Genomic DNA, 24,017 nt, shown 5'->3' on the forward strand with positions numbered 1-24,017 from the left:
TCAGGTACTGCGCTCTTGCAACGCACGCTCAATCAGCTTCAACGACTTGTCCACGCTCAAGGCTCGTGAACTCAAGTCGTTGAAGATTTTGGTGAAGTGGCTGACGTCCGAACCATCTTCCAGGTAAAGAGCACCCAGCCCGTATTCCACGTACACGACCTCAGCGAAGGTGATCGCCTCGTGCGGGGACTGAGGAAACGACATGATCAGGAAGGATCCGTATCCCGCAGCGTGCTCACCTGCAGAGAACGGCAGAATCTGACATGAGACGTTGGGCAGTTCACACCGCTCACGAAGATGTTTCAGTTGCGACCGCATGACCTCTGGTCCCCCTACCTCCCGGTAGAGCGCGGCCTCGTTCATGATCGTGTGAAGCTCGACAGGATTCTCCGCTGTCAGACGTTCTTGGCGAGCCATCCTCAGGGCTACATGAGCCTTGGCCTCTTCGTCGGACGTGACATCAACAGCGGACCTCGCGAGGTGGAAGGCGTACTGATCAGTTTGCAGGAGCCCGTGAATGAGTTCGACCTGGTAGTCACGGAGCAAGCGGGACTCGGTCTCCAACCCCACATAGGCGTCGAACCAGTCAGGCATGGCCTTGTGCGTTTGCCACCATCCACGCTGGCGAGCAGCATGCGCGAGATCGAAGACCGCGTCACACTCCGCTTCGGTACCCCCGTAGTACCTCATCAAGGCTTGCGCCGTACCGGGTTGGATGCGTGTGGTCGCGCTCTCGACCTTGCTCAAGGTCGCCGCGTGCATGCCCGCGTACCTCGCCGCTTTCGCGGCAGTGAACTTCGCCTGCTCACGACGCTGTCGTAGGACTCTGGCCAACGTGCGACGAGCGACAGTGGGGCTGGCGTCCGCCACCCTGCACCTCCTGACACAAACATGAACATCTTCAGTCTCGCTGATCCAGTGCACGACGCCAACTTTTAGCAAGTTGCCATTTTTTAGTTCTTGAGGTTCTGCCCTTGCGGAATCCTGTGTTGCGTTGCACACTAGCAGTCATGATCCGAAGCGCTCCGAGATCCAGCCTGATGGCCACGGACGCTTGGGAGCACGAAAACGGCCCTGGTCAGGTGTGTCCGCACCTGGCCAGGGCCTCAGCCCTCGAACCTGACAAGGACAGGTGAGGACCTATGTACGAGCGTAGTACCCCTACGCCCGAAACCGCCCAGTGGCCGGGCCTGCGGCGCTTCCTGGGGCTCTTCCCCAGCCGACCGGCCTCCGTCCGGGACGCACGCGACTGGCTGCGTCTGCGGCTCGACCTGGCCCGGATACCCGCGCCACCGACCCACGACGCCCTGCTGATCCTCAGCGAGATCACGACGAACGCCCTGCTGCACGCCCCCGAGGGGCAGTCCGGCAGGGCGTTCGTCGTTTCGGTGTTCACCTACCGGAACAGTCTCCGGATCAGCGTGCGCGCCACCCGCACCACCTCCACCATCCCCTGTCTGGAGGTGGTCCGCGCGGACCCGGAGGCCGAGAACGGTCGGGGCCTCTTCCTCGTCGACGCGCTGGCCGCCACCTGGGGCGTCGAGCGCACCCGCTCCGGACCGGCCGTCTACTTCACCCTCGTATGGGACGACCCCGAGCGATCACCAGCGACAGCGGTCCCACGGCCCCGGTCCGCGCAGCACGACGCTCTCGGGAGGTAGGCGTGTCCGGCTACGCCCTCTATCCCAGCCGCGAGGTCGAACTCCTGCGCTCGGAGTTCCCCGACCACTTGATCTGCGAACTCCACGACGAGACCGGCCGCCCGGTCCTCACCGCGACCCTGCGCCTCCGTCGCTGCCCCTGCCCGTCCGACCTGGTCACCGCCGGTTCCCCGAGCGACCTGCGCCGTTCCCTGACCGACCCGACGTGGGAGGCCCGGTGATCGTCATGGACCGGCCCCGACCGCCAGAGACCTTCGCCCGGTGGCCGGGTCGCATCACGCGGCCGGAACACGCCCTCGAACCCGCTCCCGATCCGGCTCCCGACCCGCGCGCCCAACTCGCGGATCTGACCCGCCAGGGCTGGACGGTCTGGTTCGGTCGGCACACCCGCCAGTACTGGGCCGCCCACACCGGCCGCATGCGCCTGGTCTGCGCCGACACCCCTGAGGAACTGCTCCACACGATCCTCCGGGATGCGGAACCGGGTTAGGGAGAAGGAGACGGCGGTTCCGCGAAGCCAACCCGCGGAACCGCCGTCGGCCGGAGCCCGCCGCTACTTCCGCCAGAAGAGGTGGTGCGTCACGCCGCTCGGGCTGGGCACCACGTCCAGGTGGAACCGGTCGAGCAACTCGTCGGGCGACTCCCACAGCCGTACCCCGGATCCGAGCTTCACCGGCGCGACCGCCACGTGCAGGGTGTCGACGAGGTCGGCGTCGAGGAACTGCCGGATGGTGGTGGCCCCGCCGCCGAGCCGGACGTCCTTGCCCTCCGCCGCTTCCTTCGCCTGCTCCAGGACCGCGGCCGGGTCGTCGTCGACGAAGTGGAACGTGGTGTCGGAGAGCGAGAACGACGGACGCGGATAGTGGGTCATCACGAACACCGGGGTGTGGAACGGCGGCTCGTCACCCCACCAGCCCTGCCAGTCGTAGTCCGGCCAGGGCCCGCGCACGGGCCCGAACTTGTTGCGGCCCATGATCTCGGCGCCCATGTTGTGCGTGAAGTCGCGCGCGAGGTAGTCGTCCAGGCCACGGCTCCCCCCGGGGTCGGTGCGATTGGGCCAGCTCGCCGTGGCCCCGGCCCAGGCGATCAACTCCCGAGGGTCGGCGTCTCCGAACGGTCTTTCCAGCGTCTGGTTCTCTCCCGCGCCGAAGCCGTCGCTCGACACGGTGAAGTTCTGCACCTTCAGAAGCTGTTGCACGCGGTTCCTCCGTCTGTCGTCTGTCGTCTGTCGTCTGTCGAGGGGGAGACCTCCCGGCCGAAGGAAACTCATCGCGGGCGGCGAGACCGGCACCGGATGCGGCTCCGTCCCCGCTCAGCCGGACTGGTCGCTGTCCTTCATCGCGCCCCAGCCGTGCCAGCGCTCGACCTCGATCCAGGCGCTGACCCGGCCGCGCTCGCGGTTGGGGTAGCGGCTGCCGAGGTAGTGCTGGGCGAGCCGGTCGATGTCGGTCAGGCCGTCGTCGTCGCGCGACTCCACGACCCGGCCGAGGAGGGTGACGTGCGTGTACCAGTCGTCCCGGTCGAGCACGGTGAGGGAGACGCGCGGATCGCGGCGCAGGTGCTTCAGCCGCACCCGCCCCTCGTCCATGTTGATCAGCGCCCGGCCGTCCTCCCACATGTACCAAGTGGGCGTGGACACGGGCGCGCCGTCCGAGCGCAGGGTCGTGACGGTGGCCGGATTGGGGCGGCGCAACAGGTCGACGGCCTCGGCGGGCAGCGGCGGCTTGGACATGAGGGCTCCTCCATGGTGCGTCGAGAGCGCGCGGCCGACCGAGCCGGACGGCCGCCGGTCATGGCCGAGCCTACGGACTCGGCCGCCGTTATCCTCGCCTACGCGCGCCGTGTCCACGGCCCCGCCCGCACGGATCGATCGGAGCCCCGTTGACCCCGTCTCCACGCCGACTCGCGTCACTCACCGGCCTCGTCCTCATCCTGGCGGCCTGCGGCGCCGACCCCGATGCCCCATCGCAGGGCGGGGGCGACGCGCGGGAGGTCCGGGAGTACGAGGCAGGGCCGGTGCCCGAGGGATCCGGCGGCGACGCGGCCGACGACGTCAACGGCGACGGGTTCACCGACCTGCTCTTCGTCACGGACTACGACGCCGAGCAACTGAACGCCGACCCGCCGGCCGCCCCGGACGAGTTCCGGCGCCTGATGGTCGTCTACGGCTCCGCGGACGGCCTGGACCCGGCCACGCGCACGGTCCTGCCCCCGAGAGCGGTGCTCGCCGTCTCCGCCTCCGGCCATGGCGGCCCCAGACGCCCGGGCACCGCGGACCTGGACGGGGACGGCTTCTCCGACATCCCGGTCCGGACCGACTCCGGCGACGACCGTCCCGGAGGCCAGGCGGTGGTGTGGGGCGGCCCCGCCGGCCCCGATCCCGACGCCGCGCCCACACTCCTGACCGCCCCCTCGGGCCAGGCATGGGAGTCGTCCTACCGCCCGCCCGCCGCGGGCGACTTCGACGGGGACGGCAACGCCGACCTCGTGCTGTCGCAGGAGGCGATGCCGGTGACCGGCGAGTCGGTCCTGCGGGTCCTGTACGGCCCCTTCGACCGCGACGGGACCCCGGCGCGCACCGCCGAGCGCGCGCTCACCGGTCGGGTCGGCGCCCTCGTCCCCGAACCCCTCCCTGCCGAGGGCGGACCGACCCGGTTGCTCGTCCGCCGGGGCGACGACGGAGAACAGCCCGGCAACACCCTGCTCCTGACCGGCCCGGGCGACCCGGCGGAGTGGGACGAGGTGGACCTGCGTCCGGGCGCCCTGGCGGCGTTCGCCGACCTGGACGGCGACGGCGAGAGCGATCTGGCACTGGCCGACGACGGCTCCCGCAACAACGAGCCCGGTTTCGGGACCGAGGCCCCCGAGGTCGACCGGAGGGTGAACGTCTACCCCGGGCCGGTGACCGCACAGGCACAGGAGCAGGGGCCCGTAGCCGGTGACCTGCCCCGTGCGGACTCCACCGGTTCCTCTTCCCCGGTGAGCGGCATGGCCGCCTGTGACACGGACGGCGACGGACGGGACGAACTCGCGATCGGCACGCACGGACTCGGCGTCGACCTGATGCGCGTCGCCGGCGACACGGTCGAGGTGGACCCGGGCGAGCGCCTGGTGCGGCGCGGACCCGACAGCGGCCCGATCGGCGCCGAGAACGATCCCGCGCGCACGGCCCGCGTGTACTCCTGCGCGGACTATGACGCGGACGGCTCCGACGAGCTCGTGCTGGTCTACGGCCCGGGCCCCTACGGCACCTCGCCCGCGCGGTGGTGGGTGACCGACGGCGCCGAGGACGAGTCGTCCTTCGACAGCGCGGCCTTCACCGACTGACCGACCGGCCGACTGACCGTCGTCCCGGCGGCCCGGGAGTCCAGGAGTCCAGGAGTCCAGGAGTCCAAGGACCGTCCGGTCAGCCGGACGCCCCGCTCACGAGTGCGTCGTAGGTGTCCGTGACGCGTTCCAGCTCGACGCCGAGCCCGCGCGCCCACGCGTCGAGGTCGGCCTGGACGGCCGCGCCGTCGCGGTCGTCGTCCACGACGCGCTCCAGCTCCAGGAAGGCGCCCACGCCCTCGACGACGTCGACGCACACCGTGATCTCCCCGGCCGTCCCCGTCCGCCGGTGCTTGACGATGCGCACGTGCGGCACGAAGCCCATCGCCATGACCGCGCGGTGCATCTGCTCCCGGTCGGCCACGACGGTCTCGTGCTCGCGGTACTCCATGGCCTCGGCCAGCGGCGTCTTCGTCGTGAACACGTGCACGCCGCCGTCCACACTGCGCAACCGGGCGAAGGTGTGGCCGGGCTTGCCCATGGCGGGTTCCCAACCCGCGGGCGCGTAGGCCAGGTCGTCCTGGAAGGCGGGTCCGCCGAGGTCCACTCCGGCCGCGTCGAGGGCGTCGAGCAGCGCGCCCAGGCGCCGCACCCGGTACTTCGTCTCGATCTCCCGCATCAGGGGCCTCTCGTGTCTCCGGTCGACTGTCGTCGGGAGCCTACCGTCACCGAACAGACACCATCGGTGACATGACGGAATCCATCCCGGCCGAAACGGAGTCCTGCCCCTCACCAAGGAGCGACATCGACCTCGTCACCGGGCCAATCGTCGTCCGTGACCCACGCGAGTTCGATATCGCGATCGATGGCCCTGATCAGGAACTCCGAGAGCGTCATGTGGTAGCGGCACCAGGGACCGTCCGAGCCGACCAGCAGTGGCCAGCCGTTCGGATGCGGACCCGCCTTCTGCCAGTGGATCCGCTCCCCCGTGTCGGTGGAACCCACCTTCACGAGCTCCTCGTAGGGGATGCGGTCCATTTCCAGGCCGCCCGGATCGGGCCCTCCTCCCACCTCCTGCCACACGGGCACACCTGTCGCCCCGGGGTGGGCGGCACGCAGTACTTCCTGCCCGGAGACGGACAGTTGAACGACCGACACCGGATCGAGGACGCCGATGAACTCGTCGATCGCGAAGGCTCCGAGCCTGCCCGTGAGCGCCTTGTAGTCGTCCGGCAGCGCGGAGCCGAAGCGGGCCTCCAGCTCACTCCAGTCGTAGGGGGCCGGCACCGGGCCTGAAGGCGCGTACCTGCCGAGGAAGACCTCGCTGAAGTCCATACCGGTTCCTCCTGCGGATCGGACTGCCCCGGCTGTCGGGCACGGGGCGGGGAAGGCCGGGGCGGCCCGGGCCGCCCCGGCGCTGCCGGTCGCGGACGGGGGTTTCCTAGCCCCGGTCCACGGCGGTGCCGATCAGGCCCAGGGGCGGCGACCCCAGGTCGAGCAGGGCCCGGTGGAACCGGCCCAGGGAGAAGGCCGCGCCCCACTCCCGCCGCGCACGCTCGCGCAGGGCGAGGATCTCCAATTTCCCCCACGTGTAGCGCCCGTAGGTGGGGTCGAAGGTGGCGCGGCGGGCCTCGGAGAGCGCCGCGGGGCCCTGGAGGGGCGTGTCCTGCGCGAACCGCGCCGCCGCCTCCTCGACGGTCATCCCGCCGGTGTGCACCCCGATGGCGACGGACAGCCGCGTCACCCGGATGAGCGCCTCCACCCACACGCCGATCTCGTAGTGCGTCGCGGTCCACTCCGGGTCCCCGAGCCGCTCGGCCGCGAACTCCCCGAAGCCCTCCTCCAGGCACATCTCCTCGGCGTAGTGCGCCCACCCCTCGGCGAAGGTCATCGAGTGCAGCGCCTTGCGGACCTGCCCCGGTGCCTGCCGCAGGGCCCGCCCGTGCGAGAAGTGGCCGGGCGCGACCTCGTGAACACTGACCGCGGGCAGCGTCGTGTGGCTGAACATCTCCAGCCACTCCCCCGCCTCGGCCTCGGACCACGAAGCGTCGGGCGGGGTGATGTAGTAGAAGGACGGCGTGTCCGCCTCCCACGGCCCCGACCAGGCCATCATCGCCGTCGCCCAGCGCTGTGAGGGCGGCGAGACGTCGATGCGGCACTCCCCGTCGCCGTAGGGGACCAGGCCGCGCTCGGCGGTGAACTCCAGGGCCAGCCCGGTCCAGCGGCGGGCCGCGTCCAGGACCTCGTCGGCGGCCGGGTACCGCCGCGTCAGCTCGCGGGCGACCTCCATCGGCGCGCGCCCCGGCGACAGCCGCGCGGTGGCCTCGGCCAGCGAGGCGCGCAGGCGGTCGCGCTCGGCGTCGGCACGGGCCGCCAGGTCCGCGAGGTCCACGTCCATGGCCTCGCCGGTCCCCATGAGCGCGCTGAGGTCGGCCGCGCCCAGCGCCGCGCTCTCCGGTCCCTGCTCGGCGGCGCGTTCGAGGTGGGCGAGCAGCCGGGCGTGGGCCGTCAGCGCGGCGGTGCGCACGTCCTCGGGCAGATCGGCGGGCAGTCCGTCGGCGGCGCCCGCGATCGCCCCGGTCAGGGAGCGCGCCACGGGCGCCGGGACGCGGTCGAGCGCGGCGATCGCGTTCTCGACCAGATCCGGCCACCGGGCCAGGTGGGCCACCCGGGCCCGGTCACGGTCCTCCTTGGGCGCGTACTCGCGGTCGTAGCCCGACACGTCGAGCTCGCCCAGGTGGTAGAGCGGGTTGGACCGGTGGAGTTCGAGTTCGCCCAGTTCCAGCCGCAGCCCCCGCTCGAACGCGGCCAGGTGGGCCTCGTCGTGGGCGTCCTCCAGCGCCTGCCCGCCCAGCCGCTCCAGCGCGGATCGCACGCCGGCCGGGGACAGGTCGGCCACCTCCCCGTCATATTCGTGCAGGCCCGCGCCCTCGCGGGTGGCGCCGGGAGTGAGGTCGGTGATGGCACGCAGCCGGGGGTGAAGTGCGTCTCTCTGTGATGGCATGCCGTGACTCTAACCAGGCGTTCCGGGTGTGCGCACACCGGTTTCCGTGCGCGGGGGCGCCCCGAACCCGGAACTCACCGGCCGTCCCGGGCGTCTTCCCGTGTGTGACGACCTCTGATCCCGGCATCCCCGAGACCGACCGCGACGACGCCCGACGGCCCGCGGCCGGCACCCGGGCCCGCCGCCGTGTGCGCCTGGTCGCCGCCGTGGCCGTGGCCGCCGTCCTGCTGGCCTTCCTGCCGTTCGTGTGGACGCTGGCGTCCACCGCCGAGCACCGCCACACCGCCGACGCCGTGCCCGACCGGCCGGTCGCGCTCGTGCTGGGCGCCGGAGTGCGCCAGGACGGACAGCCGACCCTGCTGTTGGCCCGGCGTCTGGACACCGCCGCCGAGCTCTACTTCGACGAACGGGTGTCGGTCATCCTCGTCACCGGCGACAACAGCGTCGAGCACTACAACGAGACCGACACCATGGCCGAATACCTGGTCGCGGCGGGCGTTCCGGCCGACCGGATCGTGGGCGACTACGCGGGCTTCTCCACGTGGGAGTCGTGCGTGCGCGCCCGCGAGGTGTTCGGAGTGCGTGAGGCCACGGTCGTCACCCAGGACTTCCACCTGCCGCGCGCGGTCCGGCTGTGCCGCTCGGCGGGCATCGACGCGGTGGGCGTGGCCGACTCCAGCCTGCGCGATCGCACGTTCGCCACGGTCTACGGGTGGCTGCGCGAGGTACCCGCCGCCGTCGCCGCCGCGGGCACCGTCCTACTGCGCCCCGACCCCACCTTCCTCGGTGATGAGGAGTCCGGAGTCCAGGACGCCCTCGCCGGCGACGGCACGGACACCGGACGGGACTAGCCACCGGACGGGCGGGGGCGCGACCCCGCGTCAGGGCAGCGGGCGGGTGAGCCACACCACTTCGCCGTCGTCGTCCGTGGAGACGTGGTCCTCCGCGAACCCGAGCTTGTCGAGGACTCGCAACGACGGAGTGTTCCAGCGGCGGGTGGTCGACCAGAGCCTGGTCCTTCCGGTCGCTCGAGCGGCGTCGAGCACCGCCCTGGCCGCCTCGGTCGCGTAGCCGCGCCCGTGCACCCGCTGGAACAGCTCGTAGGCGATCTCGGGCTCCTCCAGGGTGGAGCGGCCGATGACCAGCCCGCAGTAGCCGATGAAGTCGCCCTCGTCGCGGCGCACGACGGGCAGCAGGGCGATCCCCGTGGTCGGTGTCGCGGTGAGCTGATCGGTGATGACCGTCCGGGCGCGTTCGAGCGTGGGCGTCCCCTTGCCGCGCTCGGCGTGGAGGGCGCGCAGCTCCTCGGCGTCCGACTCGGCCCACGGCCGCAGGAGGAGCCGCTCGGTCTCCAGATGGAACGACATCGTCTTGTACGTCGACATGCCCCCACCCTGCCTCACCGATCACCACGATCCGCGACCGGGGTACACGGGGCGCCGCGGCGCCGTCCCGGCGGGTGGCGGCCGGGGTGTGCGGCGGGTGGCGGGTGGCGGGCGGACGGCCGGGGCCGCGCGCCCGCCATCGGGGGCTCAGCGGCGTGCGCCACCGCCGCCGAACAGGCGCCCCAGCAGCCCGCCGGGCTCCGGCGCGGCCGGCGCCTGGGCCTGCGCCGGGGCGGCCTCCTCTTCCTCCGCGTCGGGGTCCACGCCGACCAGCGCGCAGAACTCCTCGCGCTCACCCGGCAGCGCCCAGGCGCGCAGGGTGTCGGCGAACTCCTCGTCCGCCCACGCCGACTCCGGCAGCTCGGCGATCTCCCACAGGACCTTGAGAGTCTCCTCGTCGTACTCCGCGTTGGCGTGCTCCTCCGCCGAGTGCCCCTTCGAGCGCGGGCCGAGCACCATCTCCAGGCCGACGCCGGTCACCAGCGCGCGCGAGTCGTCCCCGCCCTTGAGCAGGCCGGGCAGGATGTCCAGGCGCAGCCGCCGGGCACGGTCTCCGGCGCGGCCGAGCGCGAGGAAGCCCAGTACCTGCGGCGAGCGGACGCCGCAGTGCGGCCAGGACTCGTTGAACAGGCCCTCGTAGCCCATGGACGTGCCGCCGCCGCGCCCGATGCGGCGCAGCCCCTCACGCGGGGTGTTCTCCCCGTGGATGAGCACCACGGCGACCGCCGCGGCGAAGGAGTTGTACAGGTTGCCGCCGGCCATCTGGTGGGTGAGGCCGATGGTCGTGTCGACGTCGCGGGGGCTGGCGGCCAGGCCCAGGGCGAAGATCTCGGCGGGCAGCGGTTCGCCGCCGTCGTCCAGCGCCCCGGTCATGGCGTCGCGCAGGGAGGTCGGCGCCTGCGGCGTGGGGCGCAGGTCCTTGGCCAGCAGGATCTGGGAGGCGCCGGTGATCTCGGCGCTGACGCGCTCGGCCTCGGGGGCCAGGAAGGCCAGCAGGTAGCTCACCCACTCGCCCGCGCGGTCCAGGCCGCGCCGGTTCGCGGCGCCCTTGAGCAGCGCGACGAGGTCGGGCACGCGTGCGCACACGGCCTCGAAGGTCTCCAGCTCGGCGCGCAGCACCGCGGTGCCCGCGGGGCCGTCGATGGCCTTGAGACGGTTGCGCATCCGCAGGTACTGCTGTTCGTCCGGGGCCTCCTCGGCCCAGGCCTGGTACTGCTCGCGCACCTTCTCGATGTCGTTGGAGGTCGCCCAGGCCACCTCGTCGCGCCACTGGTCGAGGTCGCGCGGCTGGGGGAAGCGGTCCTCGGCGTGCGCGGTCACCAGTTCCAGGAGGAGGCTGAGGGGCCGCCAGCGGTCCGTGGGCGGGGTCTGCTCGTCGAGGGCGATGTCGACGAGGAAGTCGACGACCGCGGGCGCGGCCATGTGGCCGGGCGCGGGGAAGTCGATGAGGTCGTGCAGGTCGGAGAGCGCGGCGTCGCTGCCGGCGAGCCGTCCGAGCAGTTCGGGGATGCGCTCACCGCCCTCGGGGGCCAGTGCGGTCCAGTCCACCGCTGCGGCGCCGTCGTCGGGTCCGTCGTTGGAGTCGTTTTCCGTGGTCGCGTTCATGCGGCGATTATCCCGCCAACGGCGGTTCGGGCGCACCCGTCCGGCCGCCGGAGCCGACGTCGGGCATGTCACCGGGCCCGCGGGAACCGGAACGGGTGCGACTCAGGGCTCGACGCTGGCGGGCTCGGGGCGCACGATCACGTCGCGCAGGGCCTTGACCGCGGCGCCGAGCTCGCGGGCGTAGCCGATGACGGTGGACCGGCGGCGCGCGCCCAGGCTGGCGTCGCCCACCCCGACGGCGTCGATCCCGGCGGCGCGGGCCAGGGCGACCGTACGGGGCAGGTGGAAGGACTGGGTGACCATGACGGCAGCCCGTACGCCGAACAGGTCGCGCACGCGCACGCACGTGTCCCAGGTGCGGTAGCCGTGCCGGTCGGCGGCCACGCGGTCGGCGGGCACCCCGTGCTCGACGAGGTAGGCGGTCATGACGTCGGTCTCGCATCGGGAGACCTCGCGGTTGTCACCGGAGACGATGACGCGCTCGACCCGGCCCGCCTCGAACAGGCGCACGGCCAGGTCCAGGCGTCGGGCCAGCAGCGGTGAGGGGCCCTCCGGCCACGCGGCGGCGCCCAGGACGACCGCCACCGGCCGGGCGGGGACGGTCTCCACACGGCCGCGGCGTCCGGCGCTGGCCAGGTAGGGCCAGGTGAAGGGGGCCAGGGCCAGTACACAGCCGCCGACGCCCGCCGCGACGATCCAGATGCCCACGCCCGCCGTCCTCTCCTCACGCCCCCGTGCTCGGCCGCCCGGGGTCACGCGGGACACCATGATGGCCTATCGCGGGAGCGGCGCGGCCCCGCGCCGACGGCGGAGGCGGGATCGAGGCGGGTGCGGGGGCCGGGGCGGGTGCGAGGGCCGGGGCGGCCCCGGGTACGCGGGATCGGGTCCGTCCGCGCTCAGGCGTCGAACATGTCCCAGAAGGCCCCGCGGCGGTAGCGGACCTTGAAGCTGCCGCCCTGGCAGGTGCCGGTGACGACGAAGTGCGGGGCGCCGGGGGTGCGCATCGCGTCGACGTCGACCTTCAGGCTGCCGAACCAGGAGCTGTCGACGTCGACCTGGGCGGTGGCGTTCTCCGGCAGGAGCAGGTCCGCCTCCCCCCAGGAGGCGTCCACGAAGACCTCCACGACCGGCGTGGTGAGGGCCGCCTCGCGGAAGTCGAGCCTGGTCGACCCGTACTTGTTGGTGACCTCCACCCGGGGCGGGACCTGCCAGCGGCCGTTGCGCTTGATGGTGCCGCCCATGGCGTCGAGCACGAGGACGCCGCCGCCGGCGGTCCGCGGCGCCGAGGCCGGCTCCGGCCGGACCACCGAGCCCTGCGGCCCCGAGGACGTGCCGGCGACGGACCAGCCGGGCAGGTCGGCGGTGAGGGGTTCGAGGTCGGCGTAGGTCTTGGCGGCGTAGGTGCCGTCCAGTCGCTCGTCGAGTTCCTCGAAGGTGATCCGACCCTCCGCGGCCGCCTCACGGAGGATCTCGGCGACCTGGTCCCGTTCCGCGTCGGACACGCGCATGCGGTTCATGTCATTGGGGGCCACTGTGCTCGTCCCGGTCCTTTCCGCTCATGTCACACCCACGGTAGAGCATGGGGTCGCGACAGGCGCGGCGGGCGAAGCCACAGCGCCCGGCCCACCGGCGTTCCGGCGGGCCGCAGGCGCTTTGGGCGGGTCCGGGACTGGGTACCGCTCTTCTGGGGTGGTTGAGGACTCTGCCGGGGCAGGACGGACCCCGGCAGAGTCCTGAACCACTGTGGTGCGCTGTTCCCGCCCGCCCACGATCTCGCGTCCGGGCTCCTCTGCACAGGCCGTGTCCGCAACCGGCCAGGGCGCCCCCGCCTCCCCCTCCACCGGCCGATCCGCGCCCGGACACCGGGCACGGGTTTCGGTCGTCGTTGCCCCACGCGAACGACGCGACACAGTCGCCCCATGGATCCCGGTCGGAACTGGCCTTCCCTCGTCTCGGATCCTAGTTCCGGACAGGCGGGAAATCCACTTTCGGACACCGTGCCCGAACGCAGAACCGCAGGTCACGAACACCCCCGCACCGACCCCGAAAAAACCTCGCGATCAGACTCGAACGCACTTCCGGAAACAGCCCTCTGAACTGCGAGAACACAGCGCTCGACATGGGCCTGATTTCTGGTGTTCATCGCCTGTGTGGCGGCGTTTGCCGGAATTGCCCAGCGAGCATCTTTCCAGTGCACGCGAAACCAAGCCTGGCCAGCAGCTACGCGCGCGAGAACATCCGCTCCGACCGCACAGCACCGAAGACACCATCAGGTCGAAGACCGGAGGATTCCACGACGTGTCCGCCCTCGCGATCACCCCGACCTTTCTCGACGACTTCTCCCGCCTCACGCCCGAGGTCCAGCTCAACACCCTCGCGGCGATGCGCGCCTACCAGACCGGCGACCTCGCCGACCTGGAGTCCGTCGCCGACGCCGCAGACCCGAGCGTGCGCGTCGTCGCCATCGACCCCGACTGGTCCGGCGTCGTCGTGCCCGCCCCCCGCGCCCACGAGGACCGGCCCGAGCCGTCCGACGACGCCCAGTACCGCCTGATCACCGTACGGCCGCGCGACGAGGCGCTGCGCTACGCCCGCGGCCTGCGCGCGGACACTCCCGTCGACACCGGCGCCGCCGCCCGCGTCGACCCGCCCACGCCCACCGGTCCGCCCGAGCTCGCGAGCGCGCTCAACGCGCCCTTCGACCAGTGGCAGCTCACCCTGCACCCCGACCAGCACCGGATCACCGAGGCGCACTACAAGGGGGCCACCCAGATCACCGGCGGTCCCGGCACCGGCAAGACCGTCATCGCCCTGCACCGCGCGGCCCACCTGGCCGAGCTCGACGCCGCCGCGCACCCGGAGGACACCCGCGAGTCCGTCCTGCTCACCACCTACAACCGGGCGCTCGCGCAGTCCCTGGCCGACCGGCTCGACCAGCTCCTGCCCGACCCCGCCGTCCGCTCCCGGGTCCGCGTGGTCACCATCGACGGTCTCGCCCGCTCCGTCGTCCAGGCGCACAGCAGTGTGGCGCCCCGGATGATCGGCAAGGACGAACTGGCCCGCCGCTGGCGCGCGGTCGCCGTCGCCGACGGGCTGCCCTTCTCCGGCCGCTTCCTGGTGGACGAGTGGGAGCAGGTCATCCTCGCCCAGGGCCTGGACCTGCTGCCCGCCTACATCCGCTGCGAGCGCAGCGGGCGGGTCCAGCACCTGGCGCCCGAGCACCGGCGCCAGGTCTGGGAGACCGTGCGGCGCTACGTCGGCGCGATGCGGGTGGAGGGGCTGTGGGCCTACCCGCAGCTGGCCGCCGAGGCCGCCCGGCTGCTCGCGGCCAGCGGGCCGCTGTTCCGGCACGCGGTGGTCGACGAGGCGCAGGACCTGCACCCGACCCAGTGGCGGATGCTGCGGGCGGCCGTCCCCGAGGGCGAGGACGACCTGTTCATCGTCGGCGACCCGCACCAGCGGGTGTCCGACAACCGGGTCTCCCTGGCCTCGCTCGGCATCAACGTGCGCGGGCGCGGACACCGGCTGCGGGTCAGCTACCGGGTCACGCAGGAGATCCTGGACTGGAGCATGCCGATCCTGGGCCGCCGCTCGGCCCTGGGCATGGACGACAACGCCGACACCCTGGCCGGCTACCGCTCGCTGCTGCGCGGGCCCGCGCCGGTGGTGCGCGGCTGCGCCGACCGCGCGGAGGAGCTGACCGCGCTGGGCGACTGGGTCCGGGTGTGGCTGGAGGCGGGCGTGCGTCCGGCCGACATCGCCGTGGCCGGCCGCAACCACTGGATCGTGCGCGGCATCGCCAAGGAACTGGAGGCGCGCGGCGTGGCCACCACCCCGCTGGAGGGCGCCGGCCGGGACGAGGCGGTACGGGTGGGGACCCTGCACCGGCTCAAGGGCCAGGAGTTCCGCTGCGTGGCCCTGGTGGGGGTCAGCGACCACCTGCTGCCGCCCAAGGCGGCCATCGAGGCGGCCGACGGCGACCAGGTCGCCCTGGAGCACGCGGTCCAGCAGGAGCGCACGCTGCTGTTCGTGGCGTGCACCCGGGCCCGCGACGCCCTGTACGTGTCGCACGTGGGCCGGCCCAGCCGGCTGATCACCGACCAGTGGTGACGCGCCGGTGGTGACGCGCCACCCGAACGCCGTGCCTTCGGGGCGCCGGTCCGCTCTGGGACCGGCGCGCTGAAGGGGCGGACCGGCAGGGCCCGGACCCGGTCGAGCACCGGGGCCGGGCCCTGACGCGTCGTTCCGTGCGAGCGCGCGGACGCACCTGGCGGCCGCGCGCCCGGAAGGCTTCAGGCCGAGGGCGCGGTCAGGTGCCCGCGTGCTGGGAGTTGAGGCCCGGGATGATCATGGTGTCGGTGGAGGCGAGCGGGCTGTCGACGTCCACGTCGGTGACGATCATGTACGGGAGCAGCAGCGGCGGCGGGAAGTCCGGCGTGAAGGTCAGCGGGATCCCCAGGATGCGCACGTGCATACGCGTGATGTGCATCTGGACGTCGCCGTTCATCTCCATCGTGGGCAGGCCCAGCGACATCCGGACGCCGGCGTCCTCGAACCACAGCTCGGCGTCGGTGAAGTCGGCCCGGCTCATGGTGAGCTTGAGGTAGCGCCGCGGCCCGTCGGCGGTGGGGCACTCCACCACGCCGTCGTAGCTCGCGCCGCTCATCACGAGCTTCTGCGAGGTCAGGCCGGAGGTGCGGATCGAACCCCGGGAGCAGTCGTAGGCCGCGCCCACCGGCACCTCGGGCAGTTCGCCCGCGTCGTCGGCGGCCTGGCAGTCCCGGACCGCGTCCAGGAACTCCTCCTCGGTCTCGGCGAGCGCCGTCTGTCCGGTGAGCAGCGCGCACTCCGCCGCCTCGCCGTCCTCGTCTTCGGCCTCCTCCGTCTCCTGCGTCTCCTCGTCCTCGTCCTCCTCGGTGCCCTCGTCTTCGGGAGGCTCCTCGTCCTCGTTCTCGTCACCGCTCTCGTCCCCCGGCGAGGCGGAGGGTTCGGGCGACGGTTCCTCGGAGGGCTCCTCGGTGGACTCCTCGTCCCCGCCCGGGGGCGTGAACCAGTCCCAGGGCCAGCCGATGGCCGGAGGGGGCGCCGCCGCCAGGAGCAGGGACAGGAGCAACGGGGCGGCCACGGCCGCCACCGGGTCCGGGCCGGGGCGGCGGACGGGGCCGTCCGCCGCCTCCGGCACGTCCGGCACGGCCTCGCCGTCCAGCGCGGCCGAGGCCCCGGGCACGTCCGCGCCGGGGGGCGCGTCCGGTCCGTCGGCGCCGGCCGCGTCGGCGGACGCACCGGTCCGCCTCCTCCCCCGGCGGCGGGAACGGGTCGCCGCCCGGGGACCCCACGCGAACACGAACGCGGCGCCGACGATGCCGAGCAGCATCCCGATGACGAATCCACCGAAGTTGGAGGTCACGAAGGACACCAGTGCCAGCAGCAGGCCGACCAGCCCGAAGAAGCTGTTCTGCGCGGGCTGGAGCCAGCTCAGCACGCCGATCGCGATCAGCAGCAGCCCGATGAGGCTGCCGGAGATCCCCGCGATACCGGAGTAGATGATCAGGTCGATCGGCAGGACCAGGGTCTGCGCGGCCGGCGCGACCAGGATCTCGACTCCGGCCGCCAGCAGGAGGAACCCGCCCAGGAACGGACGCCGGCTCCGCCACGTGCGGAACCGGCTCCACCAGGCGCGGGTCAGGGTGAGTGCGTGGGCCATGGGATCAGAAGCACTCGTGGTTACCGGGCTTGACCGCCAGGCTCAGCCCGGTCAGTCGAAGCGAGCCGGACGTGACGGCCCACGTGGTCATCTGCATGTCGGTCACGGTGATGCTGTCCGACTGCAGACCGAATCCGCCCTCAGGGCCCTGTCCGCCCTCGGCCTTGTCGAGGGTGCTGGCGTCGCGGCCGATCTCGATCGCGCTGAACTCGGCGTTGCCCTGGAGCTGCTCGATGTCGATGACGAGGTTGGTGCCCTCGACCGGGGCGTTCTCTCCGGCGGTGATGAGCAGCGTGGCCTCACCGACCGGCAGGTCCCACAGGGAGGACATGCAGAGGTTGTCCAGTTCGGCGGTGTTGACCGTGGACAGGCCGATCGGTCGCGCGGAGCCGTCGACGGAGTTGGCCACGTCGCCGTACTGCGAGAAGCCGTCACCGACGAGCTCGTCCGCCGACATCTTGAAGTTGTCGCCGGACACGGCGAAGGACGCGGCCAGCAGGCCCTGGGTGGTCATACCGCCCAGGACGGCCGCGGCCGCGAGGCCGGGCACCGCGACGAGGGCGAACCTGCGCCACCGCGTACCGGTGGTGCCCGCGATCTGCTCAGGCACGTCCTCGGGCGGCGTGAGCGCCTCTTCGGGGGCCTTGGGCATGAGTACCTCCAGGGTTCCGCCGCTGGGGGGGTGCGGCGAGGGGGAGCTGACTTGCGCCGATGCACGCCTCGTGTGTTACTTGGAGCACACCTTACTCGGCGGTAGTGACGAACATTACAATAGTCAATGTCGCATTTCCAGATGACAGCGTGAATATTGCGGACTCGTATCCGGCGCAGTACGGGCTCCCCGCATCTGACCAGGAGAGAGACCACATCGTGGCCAACGAGCGCACCACCCCCGCCCCGGACCCCGCGACCGCCGAGCAGCAACAGGACGACCGGTTCGACTACGACGTGATCGTCGTCGGCTCCGGTTTCGGCGGCTCGGTCAGTGCCCTTCGACTCACGGAGAAGGGCTACCGCGTCGGCGTCCTGGAGGCCGGCCGCCGCTTCACCCCCGAGACCCTGCCCGAGACCTCCTGGGACCTGCGCAACTTCCTGTGGGCGCCCGGACTCGGCATGTACGGCATCCAGCGCATCCACCTGCTGCGGGACGTGATGATCCTCGCGGGCGCGGGTGTGGGCGGCGGTTCCCTCAACTACGCCAACACCCTGTACCACCCGATGGACCCGTTCTTCGAGGACCCCCAGTGGCGGCACATCACCGACTGGAAGTCCGAGCTCGCCCCCTTCTACGACCAGGCCCGGCGCATGCTCGGCGTGCGCACCAACCCCACCGTCACCCCCTCCGACGTGCACCTGAAGGCCGTGGCCGAGGACATGGGCGTCGGCGACACGTTCCGTCTCACCCCGGTCGGGGTGTGCTTCGGCGACGGGCAGGACGGCGACGGCTCCAAGGCCGCGCCCGGCGAGACCGTCGGCGACCCCTACTTCGGCGGAGCCGGACCCGAGCGCCGGGCCTGCACCGAGTGCGGCGAGTGCATGACCGGCTGCCGCCACGGTGCGAAGAACACCCTGACCGAGAACTACCTGTACTTCGCCGAACGCGACGGCGCGCAGGTCCACGCCCTGACCACCGTCGAGCGCCTGCGCGAGCTGCCCGGCGGCGGCTACGCCGTCGACACCGTCCGCACCGACGCCCCGCGCCGCCGCGAGAACGCCCGTACGTTCACCGCCCGCCAGGTCGTCGTGGCGGCGGGCACCTACAACACCCAGACGCTGCTGCACCGCATGCGCGACTCGGGGCTGCTGCCGCGCCTGTCGGAGCGGCTCGGCTCGCTCACGCGCACCAACTCCGAGGCACTCGTCGGCGCGATGAGCAAGCAGGTCCCGCCGCCCGAGGACCTCACCCGGGGCGTGGCGATCACGTCCTCCATCCACCCGGACGAGAACACCCACATCGAGCCGGTCCGCTACGGCAAGGGCTCCAACGCGATGGGGCTGCTCACCGCCATGCAGGTGCCCGGCGGCGGGAAGGTCCCCCGCTGGCTGCGCTTCCTCGGCCTGGCCCTGCGCCACCCCACGGTGTTCGCCCGCAGCTTCTCCAACCGCCGCTGGTCCGAGCGCGTCATCATCGGCCTGGTGATGCAGTCGCTGGACAACTCGCTGACGACGTCGGTCAGACGCGGCCTCTTCGGCGGACGCAAGACACTGACCTCCAGGCAGGGCCACGGCGAGCCCAACCCGACCTGGATCCCGGCGGGCCAGGAGGCGGCGACCCGGCTCGCGGAGCGCATCGACGGCCACCCCGGGGGTACCTGGGGCGACCTGTTCAACATCCCCATGACCGCGCACTTCCTGGGCGGCTGCCCGATCGGGGACAGCCCGGAGCAAGGTGTCATCGACCCCTACCACCGGCTGTACGGCTACCCGGACCTGCACGTGGTGGACGGTTCGGCGGTCACCGCGAACCTGGGGGTCAACCCGTCGCTGACGATCACCGCGCAGGCCGAGCGCGCGATGTCGATGTGGCCGAACAAGGGTGAGGCGGACACCCGCCCCGCCCAGGAGGCGGAGTACGAGCGGGTGCGGCCGGTGTTCCCGCACGCGCCCGCGGTGCCGGCGGGCGCCTTCGCCGAGCTGCGCCACACGACGACGCTGCCGCTGTCGGTGGTCGAGTCCCCGGTGGTGGAGCCCCCGGTGATCGAGGCGGAGAAGCCGACCGCCGCCGCGCCCCAGGAGTCCTGAGCCCGCCCCGGGGCGACGGCGGGCACGCACCCCCCGTGACATGAGGAAGGGCCCGAACGGTGTTCGGGCCCTCCAGCGGGGTGTGCGTTCGGGGGTCTTCAGGACAAGGGCGGTGGAGCGCCGCCCTGCCGCTGGAGATCCTTCTCGCCGCGCAGGAGCTCCATCGCCTGCGCGAAGTGCTCGCCCATGACGTTGTTCAGGTGGTCGGCCATCGCCTGGGCCAACACGGCGTCCACCGCCTGCTGCGCGAGGGGGCGCACCCGGCGGATGAGCTCGGCGATCTCGGCCGTCTCGTCGCTCTGCACCACCGTGCCGGGGGCGTGCTCGGTGATGATGTGGTCGGCCACGAGGCGGACCATGTGCTCGGCGACGTGCCCGACCTTGTCGCGCAGGTTCTCGGCTATGTCGAGCACCGAGTCCACGGTCATGCCCAGCCGCACCAGCTCGACGCCGGCGTGCAGCAGGCGCGGGCTGGGCACCCGGAAGCGCAGCCCGTCGCGTTCGATCACGCCCAGGTCCAGAGCACGCTTTATGGTCCGGGGCGTCACCCCCTTGCCGAAGAGGTCGCGCAGGTCCCCGAGCGTGATGTAGTCGGCGATCTCGTCGGTCCAGGCGTCCCCTATCGCGGACTCGAAGCCGAGGATCTCGGAGAGGTCGCCGCCGCGCTCCCACACCTGGAACATCTCACCGATGTTGGCGAACGTGTAGCCGCGACGCAGCAGCTGGCCGATCAGCCGAAGACGCGCCAGATGTGCCTCTGAGTAGATCCCCACGCGCCCCTGCCTGCGCGGTGGCGCCAGGAGACCACGGTCCTGGTACACCCGGACGTTGCGCACAGTCGTGTCCGCGAGCCGGGCGAGTTCGTCAATGCGGTATTCGGCCATGCACCAAGACTAGAGACCCCCGCGGACGCTACTCGTCAGTAAATTTCCGACGACAGCCCATTGCATTGTGACAATGCTCGTTGTAACGTTCCGGCAATGACTGTGGAGGAGATCACATGACGACCCCCCTGCCGCGCCACCTGCGGCGCCTGCCCGGCCAGAACGCCATCGTCACCGGTGCGTCCGGCGCCTTCGGCAGCGCCACCGTGGCCGTCCTCCGTCACCTCGGCGTGAACGTCGTCGGCATCGACCGCAAGGCCGCCCCCGACGTCGTCGAATGCGACATCACCGACGACGCCCAGGTGCGCCAGGCGATGGCCGAGGCGGTCGACCGGCTCGGCGGGAGCCTGGACCTGCTGATCCACTACGCCGGGGTCGGCCCGGCCGTGGACATCGGGGGCGAGCCCGACGTCCACGTGCACCAGGCCCTGGAGGTCAACCTCCTCGGTTCCTGGCGGGTCACCGCCGCCGCGATGCCCGCCCTGCTCAAGAGCCGGGGCCGCGTCATCCTCACCTCGTCACTGCTGTCCCACCTGCAACTGCCCTTCGCCGGCGCCTACACCGTCTCCAAGCGGGCGCTGGCCGCCTACGCCGACTGCCTGCGGGCGGAGTACGGCTCCCACGTCGGCGTCACCACCGTCTACCCCGGCTACGTCGACACCCCCATCCACGACAGCTCCCGTGCCACGGGCGTCGCCCTGGACGGCCTCGTGCCGGCCGAACGCGAACGCGACACCGTGATGAGCGTGGTCCGGGCGGCGGGCGCCAAGCGCGCGCCCCGCGACGTGGCCTCCACCGCCCTCGGCACGGCCGCACTGCACCTGACCCGGCACTTCCCGGGCACCACCGAACAGATCGTGTCGCTCCAGGTCGGCCTGCTCCTCGCGGACGGGGCCTTCGGCGACGCGGAGATCGCCCAGGGACTCCACGAGCGTCACCGCGGCACCGTCCAGCGGACCGACGCCAACTGAGGAGGAGAGGAACAGATGACCGTCCAGACCACGGCCAAGCCCAAGCTCACCGACCGCGAGGACATCGCCAAGCGCCTGCTGCGCGGCTCGGCGAAGGCCTCCTTCGACCCCCTGGTCGAGATCGACTGGGACGCCCCCGTCGACCCCGACATGTGGGCCATCCGCCCCGAGCGCGTGTCGCTCTACGGCACCTACCTGTGGGACCGCCTCGACGACGCCCAGCGCAAGGAGCTCTCGCGCCTGGAGATCGCCAGCGTCGCCACCATCGGCATCTGGTTCGAGACCATCCTCATGCAGATGCTGGTCCGGCACGCCTACGACCACGACCCGACCACCAACCACGTGCAGTACGCCTACACCGAGATCGCCGACGAGTGCCGGCACACGGTCATGTTCGCCAAGATGATCGAGAAGCTCGGGTCGCGGGCCCACAAGCTCGATCCGGCCGCGCACCACCTCGGGCGCCTGTTCAAGACCATCGCGCACGGCCCGCTGATCTTCGCCGGGGCCCTGTTCGTCGAGGAGCTCCTCGACCAGATCCAGCGCGAGGCCGTGCCCGACGAGCAGATCCTGCCTCTGGTGCGCTCCGTGTCCCGCATCCACGTGGTGGAGGAGGCCCGGCACATGCGCTACGCCCGCGAGGAGTTCGCCCGCGACTGGGCCGGGCGGGGCCCCCTCAACCGGGCCTACAGCCGGATCATCCTCGGGCTGGTCACCTACTACTCGGCGACCCGGCTGATCAACCCCAAGGTCTACGAGCAGGTCGGCCTCGACCCCAAGGAGGCCTACCGCGTGGCCAAGGCCAACCCGCACTGGATCGACACCAAGACCTGGGCCGCACGCAAGGTGGTCGCCACCCTCGACACCGCCGACGCGATCACCGGCCTGGGCCGGTACTTCTGGCGCAAGGCCGGGCTGCTCGGGCGCTGAACCCGGACGGGGACGCGCGCCCGGACCACCCGGGCGCCGCCCCGGCACCCCACCGACCACGGGCCGGCCTCCGCGCCGCCCCGCACAGACTCCCCCGGAGACGGAACGCGCCACGTCTTCGGGGGGCCTCACCCCCCGGGGGCGTACGCGCCACGTCTCCGGGGGACTCACTCCCCGGGGGGCGTACGCGCCCACCCGTCTCCCGCCACCGCCCAGGGGTCGCTCCGCGACGGGGTGGGACACCCTCAACGGACGCCTACGGCACAGCACTCCACCCCGGCGTACTCACCCGCACCGGTGCCCCGACCGCCGGTTCGCACGAAGGGACCTGAACGTGACCGACGCACCACCGCACTACAGGGTGGCCGTCATCGGCACCGGATTCGCCGGTATCGGCATGGCGGTCCGGCTCCGGCAGGCGGGCCTGACGGACTTCACCGTCCTGGAACGGGCCCACGACCTCGGCGGCACCTGGCGGGACAACGACTACCCCGGTGCCGCCTGCGACGTCCCCTCGCACCTGTACTCGTTCTCCTTCGCGCTCAACCCCGGGTGGAGCCGTTCCTTCTCCCCGCAGCCGGAGATCTGGGACTACATGAAGCGGGTCGCGCGCGAACACGGCGTCGACCGGCACGTGCGCTACGGCCACGACGTCACCGCCGCGCGCTGGGAGCCCGACCGGAACCGGTGGCGGATCGAGACGTCCGCGGGCACGGTCACCGCGCAGTTCCTCGTCAGCGGAGCCGGCCCCCTGGCCGACCCCTCCTACCCCGACATCAAGGGGTTGGACACCTTCGAGGGGCGGATCTTCCACTCCGCGGAATGGGACCACGAGCACGACCTGACCGGGCGCCGCGTCGCGGTCATCGGCACGGGGGCCTCGGCCATCCAGTTCGTGCCGCGGGTCCAGCCGCGGGTGGGCGCGCTGAAGCTCTTCCAGCGCACCGCGCCCTGGGTGATGTTCCGGCACGACCGCGACATCACCCGCGCGGAGCGCTGGCTCTACCAGAACATCCCCCTCGCCCAGCAGATCGCCCGCAAGAGCATCTACTGGGGCCGCGAGACCTACATCCTCGGCTTCGCCAAGAACCCGCGGCTGCTCAAAATCGTGGAACGGCTCGGCCGGGCCAACATCCACCGCAGCGTCAAGGATCCGGCACTGCGCGCCAAGCTCACGCCCGACTTCCGCGCGGGCTGCAAGCGCATCCTGATGTCCAACGACTACTACCCGGCGCTGGCCCGCCCCAACGTCGACGTGGTCACCGACGGCATCGTGGAGGTCCGCCCGCACGCCGTCGTCACACGCGACGCCGAGGGCCGCGAGACCGAGCACGAGGTCGACACGATCATCATGGGCACCGGCTTCCACGTGAGCGACCCGCCGGTGGCCCAGCGCATCCACGACGCCGACGGCGTCTCCCTCGCCGAGCACTGGGGGACGACGGCGCAGGCCTTCCGCGGCACCACCGTGGCCGGGTTCCCCAACGCGTTCATCCTGGCCGGACCCAACACCGGGCTCGGGCACACCTCCCAGGTGTTCATGATCGAGGCCCAGATCCGGTACACGATGCAGGCCCTGAAGTACGTGTGCCGCAACCGGTTGGACCGGTTGGACGCCCGGCCCGAGGCCCAGCGCGCGTACAACGAGAAGGTCGCCGAGTCCATGGAGGGCACCGTGTGGGTGTCCGGCGGCTGCGACAGCTGGTACCTGAACGAGGAGGGCCGCAACACCACGCTGTGGCCCACCTTCACCTGGGACTACGCGCTGCGGACCCGCTGGTTCGACCCCCACAACTACCAGTTCCGCAAGAACCCCCGCGGGGACCGCCGCGCCGGCGTCCGCGCCGGAGCCGTCCGTTGAGCG

The 24,017-nt window shown here is 72.0% G+C and carries 23 protein-coding genes; 10 read left to right on the forward strand and 13 right to left on the reverse strand.

The features are described from left to right. On the reverse strand, positions 1 to 924 hold the full coding sequence (locus DFP74_RS30590) for a helix-turn-helix transcriptional regulator (protein WP_370013453.1): 924 nt from the start codon (positions 922 to 924) through the stop codon (positions 1 to 3). 218 nt (positions 925 to 1,142) lie between these two features. Between DFP74_RS30590 and DFP74_RS30595 the strand changes: the two genes are divergently transcribed. From DFP74_RS30595 to DFP74_RS30605, 3 genes are read left to right on the forward strand one after another with little or no spacing between them, the layout of a single operon-like run. Further along, positions 1,143 to 1,661: an ATP-binding protein gene (locus tag DFP74_RS30595; RefSeq protein WP_121187133.1), complete on the forward strand. Its 519-nt coding sequence runs from the start codon at positions 1,143 to 1,145 to the stop codon at positions 1,659 to 1,661. Between the two features lie 2 nt (positions 1,662 to 1,663). Beyond that, the gene (locus DFP74_RS30600; RefSeq protein ID WP_121187135.1) at positions 1,664 to 1,882 is read left to right on the forward strand and encodes a hypothetical protein; all 219 of its coding nucleotides are present in this window, start codon (positions 1,664 to 1,666) and stop codon (positions 1,880 to 1,882) included. Between the two features lie 5 nt (positions 1,883 to 1,887). Further along, positions 1,888 to 2,151 (forward strand): hypothetical protein, encoded by a 264-nt coding sequence (locus DFP74_RS30605; protein WP_233571414.1) that lies wholly within the window; start codon positions 1,888 to 1,890, stop codon positions 2,149 to 2,151. Positions 2,152 to 2,214: 63 nt separating this feature from the next. On the opposite strand, the gene DFP74_RS30610 is transcribed toward DFP74_RS30605, so the two are convergent. Both DFP74_RS30610 and DFP74_RS30615 read right to left on the reverse strand, forming a co-directional pair. After that, entirely contained in the window at positions 2,215 to 2,859 is a 645-nt protein-coding gene (locus DFP74_RS30610; RefSeq protein ID WP_121187139.1) for a dihydrofolate reductase family protein, read from the reverse strand. A 114-nt stretch (positions 2,860 to 2,973) separates the two neighbouring features. After that, on the reverse strand, positions 2,974 to 3,393 hold the full coding sequence (locus DFP74_RS30615) for a PPOX class F420-dependent oxidoreductase (protein ID WP_121187141.1): 420 nt from the start codon (positions 3,391 to 3,393) through the stop codon (positions 2,974 to 2,976). Positions 3,394 to 3,542: 149 nt separating this feature from the next. On the opposite strand from DFP74_RS30615, the gene DFP74_RS30620 reads away from it, so the two are divergent. Beyond that, positions 3,543 to 4,988 (forward strand): VCBS repeat-containing protein, encoded by a 1,446-nt coding sequence (locus DFP74_RS30620; protein WP_121187143.1) that lies wholly within the window; start codon positions 3,543 to 3,545, stop codon positions 4,986 to 4,988. A 79-nt stretch (positions 4,989 to 5,067) separates the two neighbouring features. On the opposite strand, the gene DFP74_RS30625 is transcribed toward DFP74_RS30620, so the two are convergent. The 3 genes from DFP74_RS30625 to DFP74_RS30635 form a co-directional block, all read right to left on the reverse strand. Next, on the reverse strand, positions 5,068 to 5,607 hold the full coding sequence (locus DFP74_RS30625) for a class IV adenylate cyclase (protein WP_121187145.1): 540 nt from the start codon (positions 5,605 to 5,607) through the stop codon (positions 5,068 to 5,070). A 110-nt stretch (positions 5,608 to 5,717) separates the two neighbouring features. Further along, positions 5,718 to 6,263 (reverse strand): hypothetical protein, encoded by a 546-nt coding sequence (locus tag DFP74_RS30630; RefSeq protein ID WP_121187148.1) that lies wholly within the window; start codon positions 6,261 to 6,263, stop codon positions 5,718 to 5,720. A gap of 106 nt (positions 6,264 to 6,369) precedes the next feature. Continuing rightward, positions 6,370 to 7,932, reverse strand: a complete 1,563-nt coding sequence (locus DFP74_RS30635; protein WP_121187150.1) for a DUF885 family protein — start codon at positions 7,930 to 7,932, stop codon at positions 6,370 to 6,372. A gap of 104 nt (positions 7,933 to 8,036) precedes the next feature. Here DFP74_RS30635 and DFP74_RS30640 point away from each other — a divergent pair, with 104 nt between their 5' ends. After that, on the forward strand, positions 8,037 to 8,783 hold the full coding sequence (locus DFP74_RS30640; protein WP_121187152.1) for a vancomycin high temperature exclusion protein: 747 nt from the start codon (positions 8,037 to 8,039) through the stop codon (positions 8,781 to 8,783). Between the two features lie 30 nt (positions 8,784 to 8,813). Here DFP74_RS30640 and DFP74_RS30645 read toward each other — a convergent pair whose 3' ends face one another. From DFP74_RS30645 to DFP74_RS30660, 4 genes are all read right to left on the reverse strand, one after another. Further along, complete coding sequence (locus tag DFP74_RS30645; RefSeq protein WP_121187154.1) at positions 8,814 to 9,317, reverse strand: GNAT family N-acetyltransferase; 504 nt, start codon at positions 9,315 to 9,317, stop codon at positions 8,814 to 8,816. Between the two features lie 147 nt (positions 9,318 to 9,464). Beyond that, entirely contained in the window at positions 9,465 to 10,922 is a 1,458-nt protein-coding gene (locus tag DFP74_RS30650; RefSeq protein ID WP_121187156.1) for a hypothetical protein, read from the reverse strand. Between the two features lie 102 nt (positions 10,923 to 11,024). Next, positions 11,025 to 11,630 carry a vancomycin high temperature exclusion protein gene (locus DFP74_RS30655; RefSeq protein WP_121187158.1) on the reverse strand — a complete coding sequence of 202 codons (606 nt, stop codon included), beginning with the start codon at positions 11,628 to 11,630 and terminating at the stop codon, positions 11,025 to 11,027. Between the two features lie 188 nt (positions 11,631 to 11,818). Beyond that, positions 11,819 to 12,430, reverse strand: coding sequence for a DUF1707 domain-containing protein (locus tag DFP74_RS30660; RefSeq protein WP_199725830.1), 612 nt, complete (start codon positions 12,428 to 12,430; stop codon positions 11,819 to 11,821). 790 nt (positions 12,431 to 13,220) lie between these two features. On the opposite strand from DFP74_RS30660, the gene DFP74_RS30665 reads away from it, so the two are divergent. Further along, a complete protein-coding gene (locus DFP74_RS30665; RefSeq protein ID WP_121187162.1) occupies positions 13,221 to 15,032 on the forward strand; it encodes a UvrD-helicase domain-containing protein in 1,812 nt (603 codons plus the stop codon). Between the two features lie 199 nt (positions 15,033 to 15,231). Here the strand turns inward: DFP74_RS30665 and DFP74_RS30670 are convergent, their stop codons facing one another. Together DFP74_RS30670 and DFP74_RS30675 are read right to left on the reverse strand one after the other, a co-directional pair. Next, positions 15,232 to 16,626: a DUF6114 domain-containing protein gene (locus DFP74_RS30670; RefSeq protein WP_121187165.1), complete on the reverse strand. Its 1,395-nt coding sequence runs from the start codon at positions 16,624 to 16,626 to the stop codon at positions 15,232 to 15,234. Positions 16,627 to 16,630: 4 nt separating this feature from the next. After that, complete coding sequence (locus tag DFP74_RS30675; protein WP_121187167.1) at positions 16,631 to 17,278, reverse strand: DUF6230 family protein; 648 nt, start codon at positions 17,276 to 17,278, stop codon at positions 16,631 to 16,633. A 218-nt stretch (positions 17,279 to 17,496) separates the two neighbouring features. On the opposite strand from DFP74_RS30675, the gene DFP74_RS30680 reads away from it, so the two are divergent. Then, a complete protein-coding gene (locus DFP74_RS30680) occupies positions 17,497 to 19,368 on the forward strand; it encodes a GMC oxidoreductase (protein ID WP_121187169.1) in 1,872 nt (623 codons plus the stop codon). 98 nt (positions 19,369 to 19,466) lie between these two features. Here the strand turns inward: DFP74_RS30680 and DFP74_RS30685 are convergent, their stop codons facing one another. Further along, positions 19,467 to 20,252 (reverse strand): MerR family transcriptional regulator, encoded by a 786-nt coding sequence (locus DFP74_RS30685; protein ID WP_121187171.1) that lies wholly within the window; start codon positions 20,250 to 20,252, stop codon positions 19,467 to 19,469. A 116-nt stretch (positions 20,253 to 20,368) separates the two neighbouring features. Here DFP74_RS30685 and DFP74_RS30690 point away from each other — a divergent pair, with 116 nt between their 5' ends. The 3 genes from DFP74_RS30690 to DFP74_RS30700 all read left to right on the forward strand — a co-directional run bounded on the left by DFP74_RS30690 (position 20,369) and on the right by DFP74_RS30700 (position 24,014). Further along, positions 20,369 to 21,223, forward strand: coding sequence for an SDR family oxidoreductase (locus DFP74_RS30690; protein ID WP_121187173.1), 855 nt, complete (start codon positions 20,369 to 20,371; stop codon positions 21,221 to 21,223). Positions 21,224 to 21,238: 15 nt separating this feature from the next. Continuing rightward, positions 21,239 to 22,153 (forward strand): diiron oxygenase, encoded by a 915-nt coding sequence (locus tag DFP74_RS30695; RefSeq protein ID WP_121187175.1) that lies wholly within the window; start codon positions 21,239 to 21,241, stop codon positions 22,151 to 22,153. Between the two features lie 334 nt (positions 22,154 to 22,487). Beyond that, complete coding sequence (locus DFP74_RS30700; protein ID WP_199725831.1) at positions 22,488 to 24,014, forward strand: NAD(P)/FAD-dependent oxidoreductase; 1,527 nt, start codon at positions 22,488 to 22,490, stop codon at positions 24,012 to 24,014. Positions 24,015 to 24,017 lie beyond the last annotated feature (3 nt).

Source organism: Nocardiopsis sp. Huas11 (assembly GCF_003634495.1).
Classification (GTDB): Bacteria; Actinomycetota; Actinomycetes; order Streptosporangiales; family Streptosporangiaceae; genus Nocardiopsis.